Annotated in this window: 17 protein-coding genes and 1 riboswitch; of the genes, 11 read left to right on the forward strand and 6 right to left on the reverse strand. The window is 69.8% G+C overall.

Features of this window, described 5'->3' with window-relative positions:
* Positions 1 to 110 precede the first annotated feature (110 nt).
* Positions 111 to 1,457 carry an NAD(P)/FAD-dependent oxidoreductase gene (locus RZ84_RS02745; RefSeq protein WP_052229729.1) on the reverse strand — a complete coding sequence of 449 codons (1,347 nt, stop codon included), beginning with the start codon at positions 1,455 to 1,457 and terminating at the stop codon, positions 111 to 113.
* A gap of 952 nt (positions 1,458 to 2,409) precedes the next feature.
* Here RZ84_RS02745 and asnB point away from each other — a divergent pair.
* Positions 2,410 to 4,254 (forward strand): asparagine synthase (glutamine-hydrolyzing), encoded by a 1,845-nt coding sequence (asnB, locus tag RZ84_RS02750; protein WP_043262950.1) that lies wholly within the window; start codon positions 2,410 to 2,412, stop codon positions 4,252 to 4,254.
* Positions 4,255 to 4,320: 66 nt separating this feature from the next.
* Entirely contained in the window at positions 4,321 to 4,749 is a 429-nt protein-coding gene (locus tag RZ84_RS02755) for a MarR family winged helix-turn-helix transcriptional regulator (RefSeq protein ID WP_043262951.1), read from the forward strand.
* A 182-nt stretch (positions 4,750 to 4,931) separates the two neighbouring features.
* Here the strand turns inward: RZ84_RS02755 and RZ84_RS02760 are convergent, their stop codons facing one another.
* Positions 4,932 to 5,432 (reverse strand): DUF1003 domain-containing protein, encoded by a 501-nt coding sequence (locus RZ84_RS02760; protein WP_063772651.1) that lies wholly within the window; start codon positions 5,430 to 5,432, stop codon positions 4,932 to 4,934.
* 422 nt (positions 5,433 to 5,854) lie between these two features.
* A riboswitch (M-box (ykoK) riboswitch) is annotated at positions 5,855 to 6,028 on the forward strand.
* Positions 6,029 to 6,320: 292 nt separating this feature from the next.
* Here RZ84_RS02760 and RZ84_RS02765 point away from each other — a divergent pair.
* From RZ84_RS02765 to RZ84_RS02790, 6 genes are all read left to right on the forward strand, one after another.
* The gene (locus RZ84_RS02765) at positions 6,321 to 6,569 is read left to right on the forward strand and encodes a hypothetical protein (protein ID WP_043262952.1); all 249 of its coding nucleotides are present in this window, start codon (positions 6,321 to 6,323) and stop codon (positions 6,567 to 6,569) included.
* 291 nt (positions 6,570 to 6,860) lie between these two features.
* The gene (locus tag RZ84_RS02770; RefSeq protein ID WP_043262953.1) at positions 6,861 to 7,301 is read left to right on the forward strand and encodes a hypothetical protein; all 441 of its coding nucleotides are present in this window, start codon (positions 6,861 to 6,863) and stop codon (positions 7,299 to 7,301) included.
* Between the two features lie 25 nt (positions 7,302 to 7,326).
* Entirely contained in the window at positions 7,327 to 7,665 is a 339-nt protein-coding gene (locus RZ84_RS02775) for a hypothetical protein (protein ID WP_043262954.1), read from the forward strand.
* Positions 7,666 to 7,783: 118 nt separating this feature from the next.
* Positions 7,784 to 8,179: a VOC family protein gene (locus tag RZ84_RS02780; RefSeq protein WP_043262955.1), complete on the forward strand. Its 396-nt coding sequence runs from the start codon at positions 7,784 to 7,786 to the stop codon at positions 8,177 to 8,179.
* 490 nt (positions 8,180 to 8,669) lie between these two features.
* Positions 8,670 to 9,236: a TIGR03086 family metal-binding protein gene (locus tag RZ84_RS38740; protein WP_052229730.1), complete on the forward strand. Its 567-nt coding sequence runs from the start codon at positions 8,670 to 8,672 to the stop codon at positions 9,234 to 9,236.
* A 459-nt stretch (positions 9,237 to 9,695) separates the two neighbouring features.
* A complete protein-coding gene (locus RZ84_RS02790) occupies positions 9,696 to 11,063 on the forward strand; it encodes an ABC transporter substrate-binding protein (RefSeq protein ID WP_043262956.1) in 1,368 nt (455 codons plus the stop codon).
* Positions 11,064 to 11,197: 134 nt separating this feature from the next.
* Here RZ84_RS02790 and RZ84_RS02795 read toward each other — a convergent pair whose 3' ends face one another.
* The gene (locus RZ84_RS02795; RefSeq protein ID WP_107068060.1) at positions 11,198 to 12,457 is read right to left on the reverse strand and encodes a helix-turn-helix domain-containing protein; all 1,260 of its coding nucleotides are present in this window, start codon (positions 12,455 to 12,457) and stop codon (positions 11,198 to 11,200) included.
* Positions 12,458 to 12,762: 305 nt separating this feature from the next.
* Between RZ84_RS02795 and putP the strand changes: the two genes are divergently transcribed.
* Positions 12,763 to 14,352: a sodium/proline symporter PutP gene (putP, locus tag RZ84_RS02800; RefSeq protein ID WP_078893533.1), complete on the forward strand. Its 1,590-nt coding sequence runs from the start codon at positions 12,763 to 12,765 to the stop codon at positions 14,350 to 14,352.
* A gap of 230 nt (positions 14,353 to 14,582) precedes the next feature.
* On the opposite strand, the gene RZ84_RS02805 is transcribed toward putP, so the two are convergent.
* A complete protein-coding gene (locus RZ84_RS02805) occupies positions 14,583 to 14,990 on the reverse strand; it encodes a hypothetical protein (protein WP_052229731.1) in 408 nt (135 codons plus the stop codon).
* Between the two features lie 532 nt (positions 14,991 to 15,522).
* Here RZ84_RS02805 and RZ84_RS40460 point away from each other — a divergent pair.
* Together RZ84_RS40460 and RZ84_RS02815 are read left to right on the forward strand one after the other, a co-directional pair.
* On the forward strand, positions 15,523 to 16,047 hold the full coding sequence (locus RZ84_RS40460; protein WP_241777529.1) for a hypothetical protein: 525 nt from the start codon (positions 15,523 to 15,525) through the stop codon (positions 16,045 to 16,047).
* A gap of 8 nt (positions 16,048 to 16,055) precedes the next feature.
* Complete coding sequence (locus tag RZ84_RS02815; protein WP_241778002.1) at positions 16,056 to 16,643, forward strand: AfsR/SARP family transcriptional regulator; 588 nt, start codon at positions 16,056 to 16,058, stop codon at positions 16,641 to 16,643.
* 53 nt (positions 16,644 to 16,696) lie between these two features.
* Here RZ84_RS02815 and RZ84_RS02820 read toward each other — a convergent pair whose 3' ends face one another.
* A complete protein-coding gene (locus tag RZ84_RS02820) occupies positions 16,697 to 18,556 on the reverse strand; it encodes a choice-of-anchor C family protein (RefSeq protein ID WP_078893536.1) in 1,860 nt (619 codons plus the stop codon).
* 243 nt (positions 18,557 to 18,799) lie between these two features.
* The coding region (locus RZ84_RS40465; protein WP_241777530.1) for a response regulator transcription factor at positions 18,800 to 19,132 on the reverse strand (333 nt) is incomplete at its 5' end.

The following is a 19,132-nucleotide window of genomic DNA, read 5'->3' on the forward strand; positions in this document are numbered from 1 at the left end:
CACCGGTTTGCCGGACGCGTCGCGGTTGATGCGTGACCGGATACGACAGAGCGGCTGGAGCGGAGCGGCAGCGTTCACCGGCAGGCTCCGTGGCCCCGCTGCCTGCGGATTCAGGCCGTGGTCGTGCGCAGGCCGCCGCCCGGGCGGGGGCCGATGAGGACGCGGGACAACAGGCGTGGGTCGGCCAGTGCCAGGGGTCCCGCGACCATGTGGAAGAGGCTGGAGAAGGCGGTGTAAACCTGCGGGTCGTATGGGACCGTGTCGACCAGGCGGTTCATGAACCAGTTGCCGGTCTTGACAGGCCAGGTGGACCGCGACTGTCCCCAGGCACGGTCGGGAATGGTCGCCATCAACCATGAGAAGGCGGTGACGCGAGCCAGCCGCTTCTGGAAATCCTGTCCGTCAAGGGGGGTGCGAGGGCGGCGGCTGCGAAGCAGCTGTTCCAGGAGGCGGGCCTCCAGGGCAGCGACGGTCATGCCCTGACCGTAGGCGGGATTGAAGGTGCACACCGCATCCCCCAGGACGATCAGTCCGTCGGGCCAGCGGGCCAGGCGGTGATAGGCGGTCTTGCGGTTGACCGTACGGGCGTAGCGGCGCACAGGGGAGACGGGGGTGAGGGAGGCGATGGTGTCGGCGACGGGGCCGCGCAGGGTTTTGGCGTAGGCGAGGAAGTCATCATCGCCGCGGGGCAGTTGGGTTCCGCCGGCTCCGTGCAGAGTGACGTGGAGTGCGTTGTTCTCGATCTGGATCGCGTAGGAGCCCTTGCGGAAGTCGGGGGCCCGCAGGGGCTCCAGCACGCCCATCCACGACGGCGGGGACTGTCCTTCCGGGTAGGAGTAGAGACGTGAGGCGTAACCGACCTGTGCATCGACCGTCGTCGTACGGGGGCTGGGCAGACCCAGGGCGGCCAGCCATTGCGGCAGGTGGGAGGAGCGCCCCGAGGCGTCCACCACGAGGTCCGCGGCGATCTCGTCCTCGCCGTCACCGGTCTTCACCCGCACCCCGGTGACCTTGCCGGGACCGGCCGTGCGCAGGCCGGTGACGGTCAGTCCGTCCCGCAGGGTGACGGGCTCCAAGGCCGACACCCGTCGGCGGAGAACATGTTCCAGGAGAGGCCGGGAGAAGGTCTGGATCGGCATGCCCATCGGTACCGGCGGCGGGGTGCCGTTGGGCAGCACCGCGCACAGGCCCTCGCCCCAGTCCCACACCGGTGCGCCGCCCTGTTCCAGCTCGGCGCGCAGCCCGGGGAAGTACCCCTCGAACACCTCGGCACCGAGGGCCAGAAGGCCATGTACGTGGTGCCCCTGCGGCACCCCGGTCCTGGGCGCGGACGCGCTCGGAAGCGTGTCGCGTTCGATGACGGTGACGGCCTCGAAGCTGTCGGCCAGGACACGGGCGGCTGCGAGACCCGCCATGCCTGCCCCGATCACCACCGCGTGCCGAATGTCGGTACCCATAGGCATGCTGCTCCCTCCCTGTTGCGAGCCGGACCCCGCTGTTTCCAGGCTCTTCCCTGCCCCGATCGGCCCGCAGGTATTCTGAAGGGGGTAAGCAAATGGGCACGCTCTGTAGCCAGGATGGCATTCCCCATGGCGGAAACCCTTTGTGTGCGGCGCTGGTTGACGAACGCGCCGGCATGGACGGCGACAGGCACGGCATGCACGGCATGCATGGGGAAGGCTCCGGTCGTGGCGGAGCAGACCGCCGACCAAGCCCTTGATCGTACGGCGCCGAAAACCTCCTGCGGCGCGGCGTGCTCGGCGGCCGGCAGGCCCCGGTGCTACGGGTGTCCGACGACGCCGGTGGACGCGCCGGGCGACGGTGACGCGACGGTCAGTGGCGAGGGGGACGCCATTCCGCGTGACACACCCACCAGGCCCAGAGCCTGTTCCGACGCATCCTGCCCGGGACGACTGTCGAGGGTCTGACCCGCGGCGGCACCCCCTGCCCTCCACCCGCCCCCGAGCCGGGGCGATCACGCCCGCCCTCGCGGTCCCGCCGCTACCCGCCACCGCCGTCACACCGCTTCCCAGTAAATTCTCGCCCCCGTTCCTGCGGAGCGGCGCCACCTCGATCCGGGCTGCCCGGATCCCCTCCCCCACACCGAACCCGCAGTTCAGAGCCCCTGCGCCGGCCGTCCCCGTGCCCCTGTGCCCGGCGTCCCCGCCCCTGTCCCGCACGCCGCGGAGCGTCCGTGTGCGCCCCTTCCGTGTTACGCCCGGGTTGACGCGACCCGCCTCCGAGGAACATCCTCGTTACATAGGTGCTCGATACAACTGACTCTGGTGGAGCGGGTCGGGCGACCGTTCATCGGCGTTGCCCGCCCCCGTTCCCGGCCCCGTCCGCCGCGGCGCCCCGCGCTGTCGTGCGGCATCGGTGGCCCCAGGGTTCGGAGCAGGAGGACATGGCATGTGCGGCATCACCGGCTGGATTTCCTTCGACCGCGACCTGCGCTCCGAGCAGGCGACCGTGGACGCGATGACCGAGACGATGGCCTGCCGCGGTCCCGACGACCGCGGCACCTGGGTACGGGGACCCGCCGCACTCGGCCACCGGCGCCTGGCGATCATCGACCTGCCCGGCGGACGTCAGCCGATGACCGCCGAACGCCCAGACGGCAGCCAGGTCGTCATCGTCTACTCCGGCGAGGCCTACAACTTCGATGAGCTGCGCGGCGAACTGGCGGGCAGGGGCCACCGCTTCACCACCGACTCGGACACCGAGGTGGTGCTGCGCGGCTACCTGGAGTGGGGCGAAGCGGTCGCCGAGCACCTCAACGGGATGTTCGCGTTCGCCGTCTGGGACGAGCAGCGCCGGCGGCTGGTGATGATCCGCGACCGGATGGGCATCAAGCCGTTCTACTACTACCCCACCGCCGACGGTGTGCTGTTCGGCTCCGAGCCCAAGGCCGTCCTCGCCAACCCGCTCGCCGAGCGGCGGGTCACGCTGGACGGTCTGCGCGAACTGTTCGCCTTCGTCAAGACGCCCGGGCACGCCGTGTGGGACGGGATGTACGAGGTCGAGCCGGGCACCGTGGTCACCGTCGACGCCGACGGACTGCGGCGGCACGTCTACTGGTCGCTGCGGACCCGGGCACACCAGGACGACCGTGAGACCTCGGTCGGGCACGTCCGCACCCTGCTCGACGACATCGTGCGCCGCCAGCTGGTCGCCGACGTACCGCGCTGCACCCTGCTGTCGGGCGGACTGGACTCCTCTGCGATGACCGCGCTGGCGGCCCGTCAACTTGCCGACGTGGGCGAGTCGGTGCGGAGTTTCGCCGTCGACTTCGTCGGCCAGACCGAGAACTTCATCGCCGACGACCTGCGCGCCACACCCGACACTCCCTACGTCCACGACGTGGCCCGGCTCGCCGGCACCGAGCACCAGGACATCATGCTGGACTCCGCCGCCCTGGCCGACCTCGACGTCCGCGCGAAGATGCTGCGCGCCCGCGACCTCCCGATGGGCCTGGGCGACATGGACGCCTCCCTCTACCTGCTGTTCCAGGCCATCCGTGAGCACTCGACGGTGGCGCTGTCCGGTGAGTCGGCCGACGAGGTCTTCGGCGGGTACAAGCAGTTCTTCGACGAGGAGGCCCGCACGGCCAACACCTTCCCCTGGCTCGTCCGCTTCGCCGAGCACTTCGGCGACGACGGGAACATCCTCACCTCCAACGTCACCAGCGCCCTCGACCTCGGCACCTACATCCAGGACGGCTACGACCGTGCCGTCAAGGACGTCGAACGGCTCGACGGGGAGAGCGACTTCGAGTTCCGGATGCGGAAGATCTGCTATCTGCACCTGACGCGCTTCGTCCGCATCCTCCTGGACCGCAAGGACCGGGCGAGCATGGCCGTCGGACTGGAGGTGCGGGTCCCGTTCTGCGACCACCGCCTGGTCGAGTACGTCTACAACACCCCGTGGTCCCTGAAGTCCTTCGACGGGCGGGAGAAGAGCCTGCTGCGCGAGGCCACCGCCGACCTGCTGCCCCGGTCGGTGTACGACAGGGTCAAGAGCCCGTACCCCTCCACCCAGGACCCGCAGTACGCGGTCGCGCTCCAGCGGCACGCCAAGGACCTGCTGGCGCGCCCCTCGCATCAGGTCTTCGACCTCGTCGACCGTGACTGGCTCAAGCGCGCGGCGGACCACGAGGCGCCGCAGAGCACCCAGGCGTCACGGCGCGGCCTCGAACGAACCCTGGACCTGGCCCTGTGGTTGGAGATGTACTCCCCCGCCATTACGCTCTCCTGATCCACGGCGGCCCTGAGCGGGGATCCGTCGCGGACCAGGTCCGGTACGGCAGGTGATGGGTGAGCGATGACGATCGGTGACGACGCGGCGCTGCAGCTGGTGATCTCGCTGCACCGGCTCACCCGGAGCCTGCGCAGATCCGCCACCGCGGGCAGCGTCCAGCTGACCCACATCGCCGTACTGGCGCTGCTGACCCAGCGCGGACCGTCCCGGATCGGGGAGATCGCGCAGTGGGTGCCCTGCTCCCAACCGACCGCCACCGCCGCGGTGCTGGGCCTGGAGTCGGCGGGTCTGGTACGCCGGGAGGCCGATCCGAAGGACCGGCGCGCCAGTCGGGTCCTGCTCACCGAGCAGGGCACGGCGGCACTGGCGGACGTCGCCCGCGGCGAGGCGCAGGTACTCGCCCGGCGCCTCACCGCGCTCCGGCCGGACGAGATCCGCCGGCTCATCGAGGTCGAGCCGCTGCTGCGGCGACTGGCGGAGGCCGGGGACTGAGTGGGCGCGCGACGGGCTCGGGCCGCCACGTCGGCCCGCAACGGACTGGCGCAGCGACCATGGTCCGCGACCGGCTCCGGGACTGGCACGACCGGCGACGTCTCCGCCCGGACGACCCGTACGGGCCGACGACGGCCGCGGGCTGAATCCGGCGCGCCACCGGGCCGCGGCCGGAAGTGCCGTCAGTTGTCCGGGTTCTCTCCCGCCGGCTCACCACCGGGGGTGGCGTCGATGACCGGTACCTCTTCCAGCCCGATCTTCTCGGCGATCCGGGTCAGCAGCACGTCCTGTGCGGCAAGGTGGCGTTGCAGGTGCGCCACCTCGTGCAGGGTCGCGCTCGCATCGTGGAAGGTCGCCTCGGAACGCCGGTCCGAGGCGGCGGCCTGCACGTTCTGACCGACCATGATGACGGACAGCAGGACCAGTTGCAGGAATGTCTGCGCTACCCAGGCCACTATGGCCGACGCCCCGGCCTTGATCGCGTCCGGGAGGCTGATCAGGTCGAACAGCGCGAAGGCGTAGGCACACCACATGCTGCCGACGGCTCGCGTGATCACGATCGCGGTCCTGGTGTTGAACCGGGTGATCGCATTGCCCTGCGGGTGCTGATCGCTGACTTTCACCGGGCCCTGGGCATGCCGTGAAGCGACGTGCGGGTGCGGCAAGTGCTGGTAGAGCGTCATGGCCTGCCATCCTGTCGAGGGGCGCTGCCCCGGTCGGTGTTCCGGCCACGACAAGGGCGGCGGCCGGAGCGGGCCGCAGGAGCAGGCGGCCCGCCGACCTGCCTCGGAACGCCGAGTCGGCCGGCCTGCGGCAACCCCGCGGGTGCACCCCCTGCTCCGCCCGCACTGCGCTCCCTACCCACAACACCCGCTCCCGGAGCGCGAGTTCCGTCAGGATTGGGCAAGGTCAGCTACCAGGATCGGGGAAGGTCAGCTACCGCAGCAGGAACCTGATCCGGGTCCTGCGCTGCTGCCTGGTCCGTCAGAGTCGGGGCCGTATGCGTGCGACAGGTCGCAGTTGTCACAACCGTCGTCAAGATTGCGTCAAGCAGTTGCGTCCCTGCGCAAGTATTCCGGTAGGCTCTGACGCGTTCGAAAAATGTGAGGCACCTCGTTCGGTGAGGCGTCTTCACGGACACAGGCCACTGACCCCACGACGTCGAGAGACGCCCAGGTTCAGGACAGGTCTCCCCGGCCTAAGGGGTGACCCCAAGTGGCTTCCCCGGTAAGGGGATTACGCCGTGAAGTGCCAAAGCTCTGACGAGTTGGGGTGAACCGGTCGGATGACTGGTGCGCTCTTTGCCGTGTCCGTTCGGCGCCCGCGTGCGCCCCGGCCGGGAGGAGGCGAGAGACATGGACGGTCAAAGCAGTAGTCCGGGCCACAGTTGGCCCCGTATCCGTATGTCTTCTCCGACCTCCGGTACGCGGTAACCACCTCCCCTGCGCCTGTCTCACTGCCCTGGCACCCGTACGGCCACCGGCCGTCCCGGGTCGCTGTGCTGCGCGCTCGCAGGGGGGATCGCTGCTGCGTACCCCGACCTCCCCCGCCGGGGGCCCCGGGAGGCTTCCATGACCGACCTCACCACCACCTCCACGGCCACACGGCCGAACTCACCGCAGCACCCCGCTTGGTCAGGCGCGCTCGACGACACCCAAGTCGGCGACATCCGCAGCGCGTTGGAAACCCTCACAGCCGGCGACACGGCTCCGCGCCGGCGCCGGTCGGCCAGCTTCAAGACCAAGCTCAAAACCCATCTGACCATCGTCTGCCCGAGCCTGATCGTCATCCACGTCGTGCAGCTCACGCGCGGCCACTGACGTCCCTGGGGCGGCGGTGACTCCCCACCCGCCGCCCCCAGGGACCACCCAACACCCGATCGTCACCCGCCGGGAGGGACAGCAAGCCCTGCCCTGCGTCTCCGAGGTCTCCGTCCGACCTTGTACGCCAGCCCGCCTACCCCACACAAGCGCCGCCCCTACGCCCTGTCCGGCGATCTCCGGGACCGACGCAGCCAGAACCAGAACAGTTCAACAGCCCGCCCCAACCGGCCTGACCAGGACCCACCACAACACCAGAACACCACCCCACGACGGAGAGGAGGCGCCGCCATGGCCTTTCCGAACGCCCTGCTGCGTGCCAGCGTCAAACGACTCATCGACCACACCCCGCCATCTGCGACCGACCCCACCGTCCTGGCAACCGTGCACACCCGCTGCGACCCGGACGCGGAACCCCACATCAGGGCCTGGCTCACCCAGGCTCTCCAGGCCCAGGGCGTGGAAACCGGCGAGCCCCGCGTACTGGCCGCCGACCCGGACGCCGTACTCCTGGAGGCACGCTTCACGACCGCCGGCCCCGTCACCGCACCACTGGGCCGACTGATCACCCTCGTCTGGCTGCATCCCGCCGTCCACGAACTCCACTGGCACCTGGACACGCCCATCGGTCGGCGGGCCGACACCATCCCGGTCTCGGCGACCCAGGGCCCCTGCACAGGACTCCCACCGACCGTAACGGAAGCCAACCAGCCATCGGCCACGGCCTGTTGACCATTTCAGCCCGGGAGGTGTCCGCATGAAACTCCGGTTTCACCGGCGCACCGGGCGCACTACGGCCGTGGTGCGCCCGGTACCGACACACTGCGCGCTCCAGGCCGTGTGCGACCGCCGCGTCGAGAAGAAGATACGGGCCCTGTGCTTTCTCGCGTTCGCGAACACCGGCACGCGCCTGCACAGCCTGCACACCGTCGAACCGGACGGCAGCGTCCATGTGCTCCTACGACTCACACTCACCGCGGACAGCCCCGCCGCCGCTGCCCTGGAACGGCTGGTCGTCCAGCTGACCCGCGAACCCCAGGTGCGTGAACTGCACTGGCACCTGCACACCGACAACATCCCTCCGACCACGCCCTGACCGGCCGATCCGGAGCGAGCGAAATAACTACACGGCGCGCCGTCAACCCACCCTCACACGACCGGACTTCGCCCCGACCCCGCCCGCCCGACACCTTCCGAAACGAGACGAGAGTGCCATGACCGTCCGCACCTCGAGTGACTTCACCCTCAGCGGAGTACACCATCTCCAGCTCGCCATCCCGCCTGGCGGCGAGGGTCTGAGCCGCGTGTTCTGGCGCGATCTGCTGGGGATGACCGAGCTGGACAAACCCCTGGACCTGGAAAGCCTGGGCGGATGCTGGTTCCGTGGCGGCGGTCTGGAGGTCCACCTGGTGGTGGAGACCGACTTCCGTCCGTTCCGCCGAGCCCGCCCGGCGATCCTGGTGCGCCGCCTCGGCGATCTCGCCCACCACATGGAAGACCACGGGCACCCGGTCACCTGGGAGGAGAGCCATCCCGGCTTCGACCGCTTCTGGACGTTCGACAAGGTCGGCAACCGCCTGGAATTCCTCGAACCCCGCAACTCCTTCTGACCGGGCCCGCCGCGCCCACTCCGGTCGGCCCCAGCTCCCCTGGCGGAAAGCGGTAAGGGCATCAACCCGTCCCGGCCCGCGCCCAGTTGGAAGGATGCCGGACACCCGCATCGGACACAGGCTTCCGATCGGGGCCGCAGCCGGGCGGGGATCACCAACTCGCCATAGGCACTGTCCGGTGATGGCCCGCGACCGCTGTGGCGGGGCGCAACGGACGGCCGGTGTGGGGCAGTTCGGGTACCGGAACGCGTCCTCGTCGTGGCTGGGGTCGCCTGGGAGCGTTCGAACAAGCGTCGAAGCAATGCTGATTCGTAACGGAAGCGGCCACCACATTCCAGTCCGCTGTCCTTGCGGACAAAAACCGTCCGCAAGGCATGGGACTCTCCCGTTGCCGGCGCATCCGCCGGTGCTTCGCGCAGACGACGACCGGCGAGCCCCGCGGCACATCAGCCGCGGGCGCCTCCCGACCCCATCCCACGGAGAGACACACATGACCCATGACATCGACCTGCTCGGCAAGGCCCTGCACCACACCACACGCCTGCTGAGCAACGTCACCCCGGCCCAGTACGGACAGCCCACCCCCTGCGACGACTTCGACGTGCGGGCCCTGGCCAACCACCTGACCGCCGGCAACCCGTACTACGCCACCCTCGCTCAAGGCGGCGCTCCCGACTTCTCGCTCTTCGCCCAGGACCACATCGGTGACCGGCAACCCGGCGACGTCTACGCCCAGGGCGCGAGGACGGTCCTGGCCGCTTGGCGAGTTGACGGGGCGCTGGATCGGCACATGCCGCTGCCGGGCGGCGGCCTGGGACCGCGGATCGCCGACATACAGCTACTGGAGTCCGTCCTCCACGGCTGGGACCTGGCCACGGCCACCGGCCAGGACCGCACCGGCGACCCGGACGCCGTCCACGCCGTCCGGGAGCGCTGGTACGGGAACTGGCCCGATGAGATCCGCGCACAGACCGGCCTGTTCGCCCCCTCCGAGCCCGCACCCGACGACGCACCGGCCCTCGACCGGATCGCCGCGTACTTCGGCCGCACCACCTGACCCGGGCCGGCCACGAGAAGAAACCTCGGTCATGCCGAGCTTTCGCAACACCGCGGGCTCGGCGTCCGTCCCTACCTGGTCGGTGCGCTCGCCAAGCATTCCGCCATTGTCCAACGGACTTCACCGGAGTCCCGGCCCCCGGCTCCTGTCGCCGCCCGATCGTCCGCACGGAGCCGCCCGAACAGCTGCCTGAACGGCCGTTTCGGGCGGCGCCTGCCAGGTCGATCCTGTAGGGACGCGGCCCAGGGGCGGTCGCAGAGGGGGCGACCGCGCCGGGCGCTGTTGCCCCCGCCCCGAGCTCCGTCCTTCTCCCCCGAGGGGGACGGCCGGGTCTGCCCGATTGCGGCTTGGTGAACGGGCGGACCTTCTCAAGGCCGCCCCGGCCCTCTACCATCCCCGCACAGCGAAGAGGGCCGGGGCGGTCGCCAGCAGGTGGGCCAGGCAGAGGAGCCGATCAGGTTGAGCCGAACCGTTCGCAGAGAACTCCGGGTACGCGCCGCGGTCGCGGTGACCGCGGCCGGGGCGTTGCTTGCGGGGTGTACCGGCGCCGGTGGTACCGGTGGTTCGTCCGGGGGCCGTGTCATCAACGTGCTGATGGTGAACAATCCGCAGATGCTGGAGGTGCAGAAGCTCACCGCCGAGTATTTCACCCAACGGACCGGCATCAAGGTGAACTTCACCGTGCTGCCGGAGAACGACGTCCGGGACAAGATCAGCCAGGATTTCTCCAGTCCGGCCGGGATGTACGACGTCGCCACCATCAGCAATTACGAGGTGCCGCTCTACGCCAGGAACCACTGGCTGCTGCCGCTGAACGAGCGCGCGTCGAAGGACACGACCTTCGATCAGGCCGATGTTCTCGCCCCGATGAGGGAATCGCTGACCGCGGACGACGGCAAGCTGTACGCCGAGCCGTTCTACGGCGAGTCGTCCTTCCTGATGTACCGCAAGGACATCTTCGCCGCCAAAGGGCTGACCATGCCGGCGCATCCCACATGGCAGCAGGTCGCCGATCTGGCGGCCAAGGCCGATGGCGCGCAGCCCGGCATGAAGGGCATCTGCCTGCGTGGCCAGCCGGGTTGGGGCGAGCTGATCGCTCCGCTCACCACCGTCGTCAACACCTTCGGTGGAACGTGGTTCACCAAGGACTGGGAGGCGCAACTCAGCTCCCCCGCCTTCGAATCCGCCACCGACTTCTACGTCGACCTGGTCCGCAAGCACGGCGAGTCCGACGCCGCCGAGTCCGGGTACGCAGAATGCCTCAACGACTTCACCCACGGCGAGACCGCCATGTGGTACGACTCCACGGCCGCGGCCGGCTCCCTGGAGGCCGCGGACTCCCCCCTGAAGGGCAAGATCGGCTACGCACCCGCCCCGGTCGAGAAGACCAGCAGCTCAGGCTGGCTCTACACCTGGGCCTGGGGCGTGCGGAAGACGACCGAACGGCCGGACGACGCCTGGCAGTTCCTCTCCTGGGCTTCGGGCAAGCAGTACCAGCGGCTGGTCGGACGGACCAGCGGATGGGCCAACGCGCCGGCCGGCACCCGCGCCTCCACCTACGCCAACCCCGACTACCGTGCCGCGGCATCCGCGTTCGCCGATGTCACCCGCAATGCGCTCACCAGCACCAATCCCCGAAACCCCGGCCGCCAGCCACGGCCGACGATCGGCATCCAGTTCGTCGACATCCCGGAGTTCGCCGATCTCGGCACCAAGGTCTCCTATGAGATCAGCAACGCCATCGCCGGTGCCGAAACCGTCGACCAGGCCCTGCACAACTCACAGGCACTGGCCGAGCACGTAGCCCAGTCGTACCGGAAGCGATGAGGGCTCCGCGGACCAACGCCCTCCGACGCAGCCGGCAACGGACCGCGCACGAGGCCGGTGAAACGGCTCGCCCGGCAGGTACGCGGAGACGGCCTCGGCCAGGGCCGGTCATCCGAACCAGTCACCCGGGCCAGTCACCCGGCGCCGTCGCAGGTGGGCCGCGTGCCATCGCCGCCGGTTGTCGCGGTGAGCTTCAGCAGGTCGTGAACGGCCGCCGCAAGGCAGGCGATGCGCCAGACGCGGTGCTCGGGGTCGGCCCCGGCAGCGCTGGTCGCGCCGACGGTGATCCGCGCGATCACGGAGTCCAGGTGGTCCCGTGCCACCTGGTGCTCCGGGGGTTCGTGCTGTTCACCGTACGCCGATGTGGGCGGCTCCGGAGCGCGGGCCCTGGTGATGAGATGGCGGGCGATGCCGACGAGTTGGGCGAGGTAGTGGTCCAGCGTGGTCGGATGCGGAACGAGGCGGGCCTTCCACCAGGACTGGGACACCCGAACGACCTCGCGGATGCGGGTGTACCTCAGGTCCACCGGCCCTTTGGGATGGGGCAGTTGAGCGAACGCGCGGGCGAGGGCGATCATCTCTGTCCCCGCGTGCGGGTGTCCCGGTCGCACAATGGGTCGCTGTCCCGGGTAGCAGGTCAGGGTTCCGTCGTCGATGAGGAGGCGGATCGCGGCAGCGATGGGAGGGTCGGCGGAGACCAGATTGCGGGCGAGCAGCGGTCGCGTCGGCAGCGGCGTCCCGGGGGGATAGGCACCCGCGGCGACCAACTCCCGTAGCCAGTCGGCGATCTGCTGCGGGCGATCGGTGCGCACGGGGCTGGTGACGCGGGCGCGGCCGGTCGCACTCAGCTCGACGACGTTCTTCGCGGCCAGGTCGGTGAGCGCGAGTTTCACGCTGTCGACGGGGAGACGCCGGTCCGCCGCGATCTTGGCCGGGCTGAGCGACGCACCGGTCAGGTAGTGACCGCCCTCGATGGCCTCGGCGATCCGTGCGGCGACTTCCGCGACCGGAACGTAGGGCGGTTCGGTATCGCGCAAGGTACGCAGCAGGTCACGGGCGTTGCCCGCCAGTTCCACCAGGCCGGGGAACGAGGGGCACCCCTCTGGTTGGGCAGGCCGGGCGACGGAGTTGATGAGTCCGTCCCACCGTGCCTGATCTGCCGTGGAGCCGGATGCCGCCCGGCGGCGTTGCCTGGCCAGCGGCAGCCACCGCTCCGTAATGTGCCAGGTCTTCTCGTAGCCCCTGGCAACCGCGGCGGGCGAGACGCCGGCTCGGGGGCCGTCGATTCTGCCGAGACGCATGAGGTCGCTGGTGAGAGCCCGGCGTACGGTGTCCGGTGCGGGCCGACGACCACCGCCGCCGGATGTCTGCTCGCAGGTGTTCGTTACCCTCATGCGGTTCTCCGTACGTTGTGGGGGCGGTCCCGGGAGGGCCGGGTGTGGCTGAGTGCGTCAGATGCTCACGTCCGGTTCTTCTGTCCGCAGCCCCCATTGGGGCGGTTCTTCGGGCAGCCGCGTTGCGCGAAAGTGCTCCCGTTCGCCGGCTTCCGAGGGGGCCGGCGCGCACCTAGAGTCCTGGAATCGCGGAGTGCGGCATTCTCCACGATGTGTCGACACGGATGTGGCGACACACCTCCCGACTAGGACTCGATGAAGGTTCGGCGCACCGGTCAGGACCGGTCTCCGCCGACGGAGAAAAGATGAGATTGCAGCTCACGCAGATGGTGCCGGTCATGCTCGTCTTCGGCGCCTTCTTCCTCGTGATGATCGTCTTCGGCATCGCGGTGTACGAGGAGACCCAGACCTTCAACGACTTCGCCCTCGGCGGACGGCGGCTCCGGGCCGTCATCGCCGCTCTGTCCGCCGAAGCCAGCGATATGTCCGGCTGGCTGTTTCTCGGTCTGCCCGGTGCCGTGTACGCGGCAGGGATCGGTGCCACGTGGATCGCGATCGGACTGGCCATCGGTACGTACCTCAACTGGCGGCTGGTCGCGCCCCGTTTGCGCATCTATACACAGCTGGCGAAGAACTCCGTGACGCTCTCCGCGTACCTGGAAGACCGGTTCGAGGACGACAGCAGGGTGCTGCGCACCGTCTCGGCGGCGGTCACCGTCGTGTTCTTCACCGTCTACGTGGCGAGCGGTTTCGTCGCGGGCGGCACATTGGTCGGCCAACTCTTCGGCACCGGCTTCGAGTTCGGTCTCACGGTCTTCGCGGTGGTGATGGTGACGTATTCCGTCCTGGGCGGCTTCCGCGCCGTGAGTACCTCGCACTCGGTCCAAGGCACCCTCATGGTTCTCGCGGCATTCGCCCTCCCCGTGATCGGCATCTGGCAGCTCGGGGGCCTCGGCCCGCTACGCCACGCGCTCACCGCCAAAACCCCGTCACTGCTCGACATGAGCGCAGAGGCAAGCTTCGCCGGCGGCCAGTGGGGCGCCGGCAAGCCCCTCGGCGCCATCGCGGTGATCTCCATGCTCGCCTGGGGGCTCGGCTACTTCGGGCAGCCCCACATCCTGGCCCGCTTCATGGGCATCAGCAGCACGGACGACATTCCGGCGGCCCGGCGTATCGGTGTGAGCTGGGTGATCGTCGCGCTGACCGGTGCCAGCCTCGCGGGACTCATCGGGATCGCCAAGCTCCAACCACCGCTCAAGAACGCAGAGTTGGCCTACATCGCGCTGTCCGCGCAGCTGTCCAACCCATGGGTCACCGGTGTGCTCCTCGTGGCCGTGCTCGCCGCGATCAAGTCCACCGCGGACAGCCAACTGCTGGTCTCGGCGACGTCCCTCTCCGAGGACTTCTTCCATGCGTTCCTCAAAAGGCGGGTCTCGGACACGGCGCTGGTGTGGGTGGCTCGCGGGACGGTGGTCGGCGTCGCCCTGGTCGCCTATGTGATCGCGCTCAGCGGTGGCGGCGTGTTGGACATCGTCGCCTACGCCTGGGCCGGCTTCGGCTCCGCCTTCGGCCCGGTGCTCGTACTGTCGCTCTACTGGCCGCGGATGACGAAGGCCGGGGCCATGGCCGGCATCGTGTCGGGTGCGCTCACCGTGGCGCTCTGGAAGTACATCGACCCGCTGCTCGGCCCGTTCCGCACGGGTCTCTACGCGATGGTGCCGGGGGTGCTGGTCGCCACGGCCGCCGCGCTGCTCTTCGGCGCCTTCGTCGGCCGCCCTCCGCTGCGTGTCTGGGGCGGCATACAGCGGAAAATTGGCAGGGCGGAAAGGAATATCCCCCCTGCCGCTACCGCAGGTTCGCCGCAGAGGGCGAAAGGGTCCCACAGAAAGCACTGAGTCCCACAGAAAGCACTGGACTGAGAGGAGTGCTTTCTTCGGAAAGCGCTGAGAGGGCTGCGGACGGACGGGACCGCTCCGGTACCTCGGCAGGGAGCCGTCCCGTGCCTCTTCCCCTGTGGAGGCGGGGGAAGGGCACGGGACGGCCTTCCGGTCCGCCCCATCGCTTCGGGCAGACCCAGCCGTCCCCGGGGGTGTGGGACGGCGCTCCGGGCCGCGCTCCGGGCACCTCAGGTGGCGCGCCGCGCAGTGGTGTTGGGAGCGCCTGGAGGACCGATCACATCCTCGACGGCCGCTCTCAGTGCCCGCGCATCAGTGATCAGCCGACCCTCGACCGGACGGATCCGCCAGTGCAGCCCGGGTCCTGCCGCTCGGTGCAGCGGCGGCACCACCAGGTACTGGGTCGTGCCGAGCGGGCGGGTGTGTGCGACATCCCAACCGGCCGACGCGCCCGGGGCGATGAACCAGTAGAGGGCGGACTCGCGGGGATCCTCGACCACGGCGGCGCTGCGCCCTCCGAGGACGTCCAGGCAGCGCACGCCAATGCTGCGGGGTACGCGGATGGCGTCCCAGTCGATGCCGGTCGCAAGTAACGAGCAGTCCACCGCGGTCAGCAGGGCGGGGAATGGGGAGGTCATGAGACGCACAGCGGATCGTCCTCTCACCGACGTGGCCGCGCTGGACCGACGTCTGATATGGCTTGTTCGAAGCTCAAAGCTCAAAGCTCAAAGTTCGAAGTTCGAAGTCGTCGACGCCCGGCCACCACTCCTCCGCGGTCATGGGACCGCGCCGACCGAGTGTCTCTCTGTATCTTCGGCGACCGGGCGGTGCCTCTGCAGCGGTCAACGGAACGGTCCGAGGGGTGGTCCAACCGCCCGAAAGTGCGCCCGCCCGCCGGCTGTCGGCGACCGGGCCCGGGTCTAAAGTCGATGTCCGATCGACGTAGCACCGCGTCCTTCGGCGCCGGTCGGCCGACGCCGAAAAAAACTTTGGAGTTCTGCCGTCATAGGGCGGCGCTTCGCGCCACTAATAGGCGTGGATACGAACTGTCACGCACTGCAGCCCGCAGAGATGAGTGCCGCCGCGCCTGAACCCGTCGCGGACGGACCCGGACACCACTTGGTCGGCAAAGGTGCCGACCACCGCACCACCGGACTTGAACCAACCGACGTGCCCACGGTCGACGTCGGGCTATGGCTGCTCGGGATCGCCCTGCGCCTGATCCAGAGAGCCGAGGAGGCGGACGCCGAGGAGGCCGGTGCCGAGGAGGCCGGTGCCGAGGAGGCCGGTGCCGAGGAGGCCGGTGCTGCGGAGATCTATGCCGGTGATCCCCATGCCCATGACCGCCGTTCCGATGAACCCGATACCGATGCCCGCCCCACGGCGGTCCGCCGCCTGCTGTCCATGCTCGACGCCGACGGCCGGCCCACGGCCCTCGAATCCGGCACCCGCCCGCACCAGCACCCTGGGAGCACACCGGCCGCCCCCGCCTCCCCCACCAGCCGCCGACGGCCGCAGACGTCGGCCGCCCCGCACCGCGCGGAGCGCACACCCGGTATGGCGATCTGGTGCTTCGGCGGATTCCGCATGGCCATCGGGGACCGGATCGTCGACTGGATGAAGATCCGTCCCCGCGCCCGTGCCGCGATGCGGCTGCTCGCCATGCGGGCCGGCCGGTACACAAGGAGGCGCTGATCGACGCGCTGTGGCCGGATACCGCGCCCTCTTCGGCCACGGCGAACCTGCAGGTGGCCATCTCCAGTCTGCGCGGCCTGCTGGAACCGGACCGGGAACGCCGTAAGCCACAGCTGGTGGTCCGCACCGGCGACGCCTACCTGCTCAACCTGCCTGCCGACGCCTACCTCGACACCCTCGCGTTCCAGACCGCGCTCACCCGGAGCAGGCGGGCGAGAGCGGTCGGGGACACCGACTCGGCCGTGGCGGACCTCCGGGATGCGCTCGCCTCCTACAGCGGTGAACTGCTGCCCGAGGACGGCCCCGCCGAGTGGCTCCAGCACGACCGGGAGATGTACCGGCGGCAGGCGGCCAACGCCGCCGCGGAGCTGGCCGCCGCCGAACTCGCTGCCGGCAACCCTCGGGATGCGGTGGCCGCGGCCGAGAAGTGCCTGGTCATCGACGCCTTCCACGACACGGGGTGGCAGCTGCTGGTCAGGGCCTACCGGCGTCTCGGCGCACCCGCCGCCGCCGAGCGGGCCCGCCGCCGGTACGCCGCGATGCTCGCGTCGCTCGGCATCGACACCGACGGCCCCGGCCTCGCCAACGGCTGCTGACCGGGCGGTGTGTCGTGGCGTGCTGTGACCTCTGCCTTCACCTATACCTTCACCTATGCCGTGACGACCTTGACACCGTCGATCTCCGGCCCGCACCGGCTGTTGGGATCGGTGGTGCTGGTGAACTGCAGCGTGGTCCGGTCGCTCTGGGCCGTGAACCGCACGGTCTCCACCCGCCACCCCATGTTCGATGCCGAGTGCCCCGTGGTGTCGAAGGACAAGTCCTTTGTCACCGCGCCGACTTGGACTTGGAGTGTCTTGACTGCCGGAGCGCAGGTGACGTTGCCCGCGAGGTAGAAGCCGACCGTGTACGGCCGGCCGGCCGTGGTGGTGAAGGTCTGGGCGATCGCCCCGTTGATGGCGCCGGGCGGATCGCCGTTCAGGTCGATCGACTGCCGGCCTTCCGCGGCCCGCAGGGCATCCGAGCGGACCAGGTTCACGGAGTTCTTGACGACCTGCCACGGACCGATGGCGGTGCCCGCGCGGTACAGGGCCACCGGGGATCCCGCGGCCGGCGACTCGAAGCTTCCGTCGGAGAGCAGCGAAGCAGGAGGCGGGGCAGGTGAGTTGGTGGGAGGGGTCGGGGAAGCAGAGCCAGAGGGGGTGGACGCTCCGTCGTCTCCCCGGCCGAAGGTGCCTCCGGTACCGAAGGCATTGTCGGGGGTCTCCTTCAGCGGGCCGGGGGTCGGCCGGACCGGACGGCTGCTCGACGGGGCCCCGGGGCCCGTCGGCGGGGCCGGTGCCGGACCGGGCGGCGTCGGTTGTCCCGACGAGGGGGAAGGCGTCGCGGCGGAGGCCTTGCCATGCGCACGGGGGTGTGGATGGTCCTCGTGCGCCAGGGGCAGGGGCGCGGCCAGGGTCACGACGGTAAGGCCGGAGACCACCGCGAGGGTGACGACGACGCCGGGAGCCGAGCTCCCCGCGCCTGCACCGTGTCGTAACGGCCCTTGTTCGCCACCGTCGTCCACATGGTGCCCGCTGTCCGGCTGTTGCCCGTCCGGACCCTGTTGCCCGTCCGTCTGCGCATGTGCCGGTCCGTGCTCCGCTCCCTCCGCCGTCGCGTCCGGGGACGCGTCGAACAGCGGCGAGGCCAAGTACCCGGCGAACGCCGGTCCCAGGAGCAGAGGGGCCACAAAGGCACGCAGTCGGCCGGAGACCTCGCGTAGCTCCAGCAGCAGTCGGGGACAGCGCTCGCACTCGTCGAGGTGTTCCTCGACCCGGCGCCGCTCCCGCGGACCGAGGGAGCCGCGCAGATAGGCGGCAAGTTTCCGGGCGCACTTGCGGCATTCCCGTTCCAACTCCCGCTCGGACAGATGCGCCTGCAGATACTCCTTGCGCAGCCCCTCACGCGCCCGGCAGGCCAGTGCAGCAACCGCGTTGGCGGACAACCCCAGGCGAGGCGCCACCTGCGCCGGGCTCTCCCCCTCCACCTCGGTATGCCACAACACCGTCTGCCACCGCTCGGGCAATGCGGCAAACGCCCGCCCGACCAGCGACGCCTCCAACTCCGCCAGCACCGGATCCTCGAACGGAAGCAACGGCGCATAGTCCTCCACCTCCGGCGTGGGCGTGGCGCGCTGCTCCCGCACCACATCGCCCGCAGCCAGTCGGCGCACCACCGTCAGCACATACGGCCGAAAAGCCCGCTGCGGACCGCCGCCGGCCCGAATCGCCCCCAGGACCTGCGCAAAACCCTCGGACGCAAGATCCTCCGCGTCCGCCGCACTGCTCGCATAACAACCGGCCAATCGACAGGCCGACGCGAAGTGCCGCTCGTAGAGCACCACAAACGACGCGTCGTCCCCGCCGCGAGCAAGCACCACCAGTTCGGCATCCGACCGTTCCGCCGATGCGCCCTGGCCCTTCTCCGGCTCACCAAGGTCCCCCGTCCCCTGCCTCGGAACCCTTGTCATCGCCGTTCACCCCTCAACCGCGCCACCTTCGTTCCCGCCGGCGCACACACCGGCCGCCGCCTCATCGACACCAGGGGCAGAAACCTTAGTCACCGGGCCCAGCGGTGTTACCCCCTCCGCGAAAATTCCCCTTCCGGGCGAACGTTCGTTCCGCGCAAGGCAGTTGAGGAGAACCGCATGGTTCCCGGGATGGGCGGCTGTCCTCCCCGCCAGCCGTCATCAGACCAGGCATTGGACCAGGCATCAGATCAGGCCGTGCCGTATCGCGTAGGCGACGGCATGGCAGCGATTGCGGAGGTGGAAGCGGATCTGGATGTCGTGGAGGACCTGCTTCACCGTCCGTGGCGAGTACGCGAGCCTGGTGGCGACTTCGGCGGTGTCGAGCCCGTCGGCGACCAGTCGCAGCACCTCCGACTCCCGCTCCGTGAGGTTGTTGAAGGTCAGCCCGCGGGGCCCCAGCACCTGACGCTGTGCGCGGCCGACCTGACCGAGCAGCCGGCCCAGCAGATCCGGTGGTACGGCGCCCTCCCCCGCGGCAGCCGAGCGGACCACCGTGACCAGCCGCTCCCGGGGGGG

Source organism: Streptomyces sp. CT34, assembly GCF_000805335.1.
Taxonomy (GTDB): Bacteria; Actinomycetota; Actinomycetes; order Streptomycetales; family Streptomycetaceae; genus Streptomyces.